Origin of the sequence: Exiguobacterium sp. s7 (assembly GCF_018618195.1) — a bacterium.
Taxonomy (GTDB): Bacteria; Bacillota; Bacilli; order Exiguobacteriales; family Exiguobacteriaceae; genus Exiguobacterium; species Exiguobacterium mexicanum_A.
Map to the genome: position 1 here is coordinate 91,653 of NZ_JACSLO010000009.1, position 6,684 is coordinate 98,336.

Below are 6,684 nucleotides of genomic sequence, written 5' to 3' on the forward strand. Positions count from 1 at the left end.
GGCTCTTTATTATGCGTCAGCCGGGTACCGCACGTCGATGCGCTGCCGGATATCGGTCATGACGTCCGCGAGTGTGAGCATATCGTCAAATGAGTGAATCTCGGTCTCCCGCTCCCCTGCTTCAATCATGTTCACGAACGTCTGAATCTCATACGTCATATGACTCGCCTGTTTTGAGCCGAGATCGACGGTCGTCGCATCGCGGCCAACGAATGTCAAGCGGTCGAGCGAACCGATATCGTCAATCACGATGCGTCCCTCTTCCCCGATGATTTCGGACGGAGCGTCCGTTCCGTGAATCTTCGAGTGGAGCACGATGATGTCCATGCCGTCATACGACAAGATGGCCGAACCACTGCCGTCGACACCCGACTCGAGCTTGACCGCGTTTGCTTGCACGCCGTCCGGTCGACCGAACAGTTTCAAAGCCGGGCCGAGGCAATAGACGCCGAGGTCCATCAGCGAACCGTTCGAGAAGGCGGGATTGAACGTGTTCGGGTTGTCCCCGAGCTTATACAAGTCATAGCGTGACGAGTATTGCGACTTGTTCAAGATGACACGCCGGACCGGTCCGACACGATGGAGTTCTTGACGCAACACATCGAAGTTCGGCATGAATAGGTTGCGGAGCGCTTCGAGCAAAACGACGTCATGTTCGCGCGCCGTCTCAAGCATCTGTCTGACTTCCTCGACGTTCGAGGCAAACGGTTTCTCACAGAGGACGTGCTTGCCGTGGCGGATGAACAGCAGGCTCTGCTCGGCGTGGAGCGAGTTCGGGCTCGCGATATATACCGCATCAATCAACTCACTGGACGCCATCTCCTCGAGCGAGGTGAACGTATGTGGAATATCAAATTCTTCAGCGAACGTTTTCGCGCGCTCGTCTGTCCGGGAATAGACGGCGGACACGGATGCGCCTTCGACTTCATGGGTCGCTTCAATGAAAGAACGGGTGATAAAGTTCGTGCCGATGATACCGAATCGAATCATAGGAAAATCCCTCTTTTCTTTAAGTTGTGATGACTTTGATAAGCATGATTTCGTCATGGAGCGGGATACGGTGCTCCCCGATGACGGGAATCGACGGTTTATGTAGTCGGGCCGCATCGACCGCACCCGGGATGATCCGTGCGAAGCGCCAGCCTCGGCGTTGGTAAAATGCGAGCGCTCCCAGATTGTCGTTCGTCGTGATGAGCGACAGCCGTTCGAGCTGATGTTGCTTGGCCACTCGCTCCACTTCATCGAGGAGTGCCGAGCCGATGCCACGTTTCTCCTGGAGACTGTCGAGCGAGATGATCTCAATCTCGTCTTCCCGAATGACATACGTGACGAGGCCGATGATGACGTTCGTTTCCGACCAGATGAACCCGTCAAGCTTGGCGCAATCATACGTCCCGGTCGAGATGACCATCTCAGGTGAGCCCCAGGCATCGATAAAGAATGCACGGACCGCGTCACGCGTCGAAGAGGTAATCGGTTCAATCATCGCAAATCACTCCGCCTCTCGGGCAAGTGACGGTTTTGGCGCACTCGCCTCGGCGTAGATGCGGAACTGTTTGAACTGTTCATCGTAAATCAGGCGAATCGCCCATTTGAACGCCTTTACATACAGGGCATATAGCCATGACGAAGGGATGAGTGAGATGCGAATCGTCACATCCGTCCCGTCTGTCGTCTCGCTCAACGTATACGTCGCAATCGACACCCCTTGATTCGTCACCGCCTGCACCTCGCATTCGTGAGGACGATTGACATGGGTCAACTCGGATTCGACCCGAATCTCTTTTTTCTCGAACTGTTGGACCGAGATGAACCGTTTTCCCGTCACGAGTGAGGCGTCACCGTCCTCATAAATATTTTCGATCAAATGGTCGTTCCATTTGATGATATGTTCGTCTTCTGCGAGACAAGCGAACGTGTGGTCAATCGGTGCGTCGATTATCATCGTATATGTAGCCACTTCGAGTTGTTTCACATCAAATCCTCCTTCATCGATCGACATTCTTTTTTTCATTACGTTAGACAAGTTCTTTTTCAAAACAGACATACCGTTCATGCCCTTTCGGTTTCGAATCGAAATGGACGCTTCCACGTTCCACGTAGCCGTGTCGTTTGTAAAAGTTGCAGGCTGCCCCATTTCCTGAGAAGCTGTCGAGCCGGATGCTGGTGTAACCTTCCGCTTTCGCCAACTGTTCCGAGGCATGCAACATGGCTTTTCCGATGCCTTGACCTTGCCGCTCCGGGTGCACCATCAAGGAATGGATGACGAGCGGATTATCGTGACTCCAGTCGATCGCCTCCCATTCGGGCGACTGCCATTGATCGAGTACAACGACTCCGAGCAACTCCTCACCGTGTTTCATGATATAGACAGAATCGTCTTTGATACATTCCTCAAAATAGGCGCGGTTCGGATACGTGTCGTCCCATTGAAAAATCTGTCGGGTGAGCAAATCGTCTTTACAAGCGAGATACAGTTGTTCAATTGCAGTTAAATCTGATGGTTTGGCTAATGCGATTGTGTTCATTCCAATGCTCCGTTCTTTATGGTGACTATCTTTTATTGATGATCCGCTCGTATTTTTTATACTCGTCGTGGTCCATGCTTAGACCGAGCAGCTCAGCGATTGTGTCTTGTCGCCACGTGGTCGGATTAAAATACTGCGATCCCGTGTTGAACCAGCGCCCCTTTTGATCGAATCCCCACGTATACTTCACCCGGTCAAGCCCTTGCTGTAGAAGCATCTTTCCTTCTGCTGGATGGGCTCGCAAGCGATGTTCGCCGAGACGCATATATGGTTCGACGGCCCACGGGCATCGTTCAATCGCTCGTTGAACATATGTATAATCGAAATGATCGATGTCTCTCTTCGCCAACGCAATACAAAGCAAGCCGCTCACTTCTTCCGGTCCTTGTTCGATGAGCGACTCTGCCAAAGCGACATCCTCGTCTGTGATGACAAAGTCATTCCAACCCGTCCAATATAAGGCGAGCGCGAAATAGAACGGGTCATTCGGATGAAACCTATAGGCAGTGAGACCGAAGCTATTCACCCGGGCAAAATCTTCGATGGTATCAATCAACTCATACCCGATGAGCATGTCCCATCGGCTGTTATCGGTCGGGTCCATCATCACATGATCAATCAACATCTGCTCGATGCCTCGGGTTTGTTGAAGGTAATGTTCAAGCTGTTTGAACTGGTTTGCCTCAACGTAGGCGTCGATGCGATCCATCATCGCCTGTTGCTCCACCGAGAGGGTCTCGTTGCCTGAATACAGCTCAAAGATATTCCCTACGTTATAATCATTCAAAGATGTGTTCTCCTCTCCCACGTCGCTTTCCACGATGAGCGCTAGTAATTCTGTCGATATGATTGCGTTTTTAGAAAAAGAATTTATCATATTCGTTGCTATATTTTTTTAAAAAAGATATCACATGCGGTATTTGAAATAAAATTATTCAAAATACTCTAGAATGGTTTCTGGGTCATATTCCAACCCTACCAGCTCGCTCGACCAATCGAGGCCGCACAGCAGCTCATCATCCGACATGTTCGGCAACCAGCGTTCAAGGAATAGCTCGACCGGCAACTCGATCACATGATAGTCGGCCCATTCTTTAACCCGGCACGCGAGCGCAAGCTCTCGTGACGAAAAGAATAACAGGACGTCTGTGTCTTCGACGTGCGATGGTGCGTACGCCCACCCCTCGTCTTGCTCCGCAGATAATCCGAAGACGAGTCCATTCTTCTCGACTCGTTCGCAAAACGTCTCGAGCACGTCGCTTTCCGCCTGCGTCACTTCGACGAACGCCTCAAACGAATGCGCCGCCACCTCGAGGTCATTTATCTCGTGCCACCAGGCGTAAATCGTCTCCCGGTCGTCTTTCAAAAAACCGAGCTCATCACCGGATCCGTTCGTCGCAAGCGTCACGAACCCATGCGGTAACTCCTCTTGTTTCAATTCGTTGGCTCGAATGACGTCATCCCATGTCTTATTGAAAAACCGCTCGTCCTTGATCGGATAAAAGAACCAATCCCCAAGTTCGAACTTGTTCTCATGACCCCATGCGTCACGTAAGCCGTCCGGGAAGCGTGACCCCACTTGTTACTCTACCTGTTCAATCGTTTCGACCGAAATTCCTGAAAGATTCGTATCAAGCCTCATCTCATCGCCTTCTTTCTAACATCAATAACATGAGTATACTGAATTTACAAAAAAGAGGGAATTGATTCCGACAAGTTGATTCAATAATGATCACGATTCTGTTGCGCCAAACGTTTGTAAAACGTAAAAAAGGACCTATAGACAAGGTCCATCGTCACGAGAAATCATTCGGTTGTAAGTTGTAACTTCTTAGTCGATTCAACGACTACCTATATGCGTCATCACTCGTTAACGAGCTGAACGCCGCTCACTTCATAATCACCGATTTGAATGAAGTGGAACCGTTCACCCTCCCCTAACCCTCTAGCAGTTCCCGAAAACTCAGCTACAACGTCAGGGCGTTTGCGTGCACCGAACGGCCACTTGTACAACAACCCGTCTTTTACGAAGTAGCCGACCTGTCCTTGAATCGTCAGCGCCGAACTGTCGTGAAGTCGCTTCGGCGTCTTATACTTGTTGAGTCGACCGGTTAAATCAACATGAATCAAGTCATACCAAATCGACGGACAGAACCATACCCCGGTTTGATTTGCTTGCAACAATTCGCAGTCGACAATGGTCGGCGGACGTACAAAATCTGACTGATAGCGTTGTAACACTTCCCCTGTCCTCGAGAAACAGACGAGTGCCTCGGTGGATATCCCTTCCCCGAACACCCCTTCATCGGCATAGCCGATCCAAATCCCCGTGTCGTTGACGGCGACAGCTCCGATGGCGTTGCCCGCATGGAACGAATGAAGTATCGACCCTCGCCCATCGATAACCCAGGCGTTGCCGGGTGTACCTTCGTGCGTCACATCGACGACGAGAAACGTTTCTGAATCAAGTAGACGGATGAATGGCGAACTCAAATGAAACGGCAGTCGTATCATTCGCTCATTCCAATAGACGACCTGGCCATCCTGATCCACCAGAACAATCACTTCACCACCTGATAAATCGGCATCAATTATGCTAAGCCTATCCATTTTAAATAACGTCTCAACTTGTAGCTCCATCCAGTTTCACCTCCCATATTCACTGCTATCTTGTTGTTCAATCGAACACGATGAATCGTTTATACGTTTACTCAACGAGCTAGACGGTCTTGATACTGCTCGAGCCTTCTGCGGAAGCGGTCAACTTCTTTCGGTGTCACCGAATCTGTCATTCCATAGCGCTCTTCCAAATATGGCTTGAAATCGATGTCCGTCAATTCGATGCGCCGTGCCCACTCTAAAACCGTTTCTGTCGGCAACCATTTCTTCGCCGGCGGTAACGCCTGATTGAACGTGATGAGCGCGTCTCGAATCGTCACACCGGTCCAAGCCGGTTCTTCGACACTCGTCATCGAGCTCGGGACTGAATGACGCGAGAACGTCCGCGTCGTGAACGAAGCTGTTTCGTCAGCTCGCTTGCGGTGCTGAAAACGAATGTTAGCGGCAAAAATCAGTACGCTAAGCAATACACAGGCTAGTATCAACACCCAATAGAAGAGGCCATCGCCTCGTTCGATGACGGTAGTCACAGAATCAATCGTATAATCCAAATAGTCCAGTTTCAGACGAGACTGTTCTTCTTCTTTCGGTATCCTCATCTTTCCTTCGGACGACTCCATCAAATACTCAGATTCTGCCGGTGTCGGTCGCAACTTTAACCCCGAGGTCGGAGGCTCATACCACCATTCCATCAACAAGCTGATGAGACGAAGTCCAATAAAGACCGTTCCTACTGTCAGCACTGCGGTCAAACCAAGCCGAATCATCCAACGCATGTTGTCGCCTCCTCTAGGGATGACTTACATCACATTGTATCATTGGACGTTTCCACTTGGAATAATCATTCAGCACGACTCTAGTCATCGTTTTACAGAAGATGCATCTTAGCGACCTGACTTGTTGGCCGCAGCTTTAGAATCTCGGTCGCTAATTCGTTCGCTTCATCATCCGTCATTAATTTGTCGGGAATCGCATTGAAAAAGAGCAAGTATTCCTTTAGATCTATGCGACTAGAATCAAGCACGACAGCACGTTTCGCATGTTCGTAGGCCCGTTCATAGGCATGAGGATGGTGACAGAACGGTTGGCTCATGAGAAGCGACGCAGCCTCTTCCCAATCCGCAGTCTGCTCAACTTGAATCTGATCGCATACGATTTCGTAGACCGCTAAATCATCCGTATCAAACGCAACTTCAAGAAATGTATCTAACACCACTTCGTGAGCGAGCGGCTTCACTAGACGTTGAACGGTCGCTCGGTCATTTGAGAGGATCGCCTTGTGTAGTTGTTTTTTCAGGCTCATTTGAACGCTTGCCCCTTCCTTGATGATTCATCAACGCTCTTTTTTTCATTCATTTCCGTTTAAAACCTAGCGCGATGGAACGAAGAATCCTCGATTTGTTTCCGCAACTATCACACGCTATAATCATTGGCTCATCACCATAACACGTGGTTGCTATTTTAACGACCAAGCTCGAAGCGTAATCTCAAAAAGAAACGTTCGAGGTTTCGGTAGCCATAACCACGGCGTTTGATA

The 6,684-nt window shown here is 49.9% G+C and carries 9 protein-coding genes; all 9 read right to left on the bottom strand.

What is annotated here, in order from left to right:
- Positions 1-9: 9 nt before the first annotated feature.
- Positions 10-990 carry a Gfo/Idh/MocA family protein gene (locus KNP79_RS11845; protein WP_215192464.1) on the bottom strand — a complete coding sequence of 327 codons (981 nt, stop codon included), beginning with the start codon at positions 988-990 and terminating at the stop codon, positions 10-12.
- Positions 991-1,009: 19 nt separating this feature from the next.
- Complete coding sequence (locus KNP79_RS11850; protein WP_215192466.1) at positions 1,010-1,486, bottom strand: GNAT family N-acetyltransferase; 477 nt, start codon at positions 1,484-1,486, stop codon at positions 1,010-1,012.
- Positions 1,487-1,492: 6 nt separating this feature from the next.
- Positions 1,493-1,975: an SRPBCC family protein gene (locus KNP79_RS11855; protein WP_215192469.1), complete on the bottom strand. Its 483-nt coding sequence runs from the start codon at positions 1,973-1,975 to the stop codon at positions 1,493-1,495.
- Positions 1,976-2,018: 43 nt separating this feature from the next.
- Complete coding sequence (locus tag KNP79_RS11860) at positions 2,019-2,528, bottom strand: GNAT family N-acetyltransferase (RefSeq protein WP_215192471.1); 510 nt, start codon at positions 2,526-2,528, stop codon at positions 2,019-2,021.
- A gap of 25 nt (positions 2,529-2,553) precedes the next feature.
- Complete coding sequence (locus KNP79_RS11865; RefSeq protein ID WP_215192473.1) at positions 2,554-3,315, bottom strand: hypothetical protein; 762 nt, start codon at positions 3,313-3,315, stop codon at positions 2,554-2,556.
- Positions 3,316-3,459: 144 nt separating this feature from the next.
- Positions 3,460-4,107 (bottom strand): DUF2750 domain-containing protein, encoded by a 648-nt coding sequence (locus tag KNP79_RS11870; protein WP_131472743.1) that lies wholly within the window; start codon positions 4,105-4,107, stop codon positions 3,460-3,462.
- Positions 4,108-4,391: 284 nt separating this feature from the next.
- Positions 4,392-5,168 carry a hypothetical protein gene (locus KNP79_RS11875; RefSeq protein ID WP_131472745.1) on the bottom strand — a complete coding sequence of 259 codons (777 nt, stop codon included), beginning with the start codon at positions 5,166-5,168 and terminating at the stop codon, positions 4,392-4,394.
- 71 nt (positions 5,169-5,239) lie between these two features.
- Positions 5,240-5,923 (bottom strand): hypothetical protein, encoded by a 684-nt coding sequence (locus KNP79_RS11880; RefSeq protein WP_131472747.1) that lies wholly within the window; start codon positions 5,921-5,923, stop codon positions 5,240-5,242.
- 92 nt (positions 5,924-6,015) lie between these two features.
- Positions 6,016-6,450, bottom strand: a complete 435-nt coding sequence (locus KNP79_RS11885) for a hypothetical protein (protein ID WP_051627722.1) — start codon at positions 6,448-6,450, stop codon at positions 6,016-6,018.
- Between the last annotated feature and the right edge of the window lie 234 nt (positions 6,451-6,684).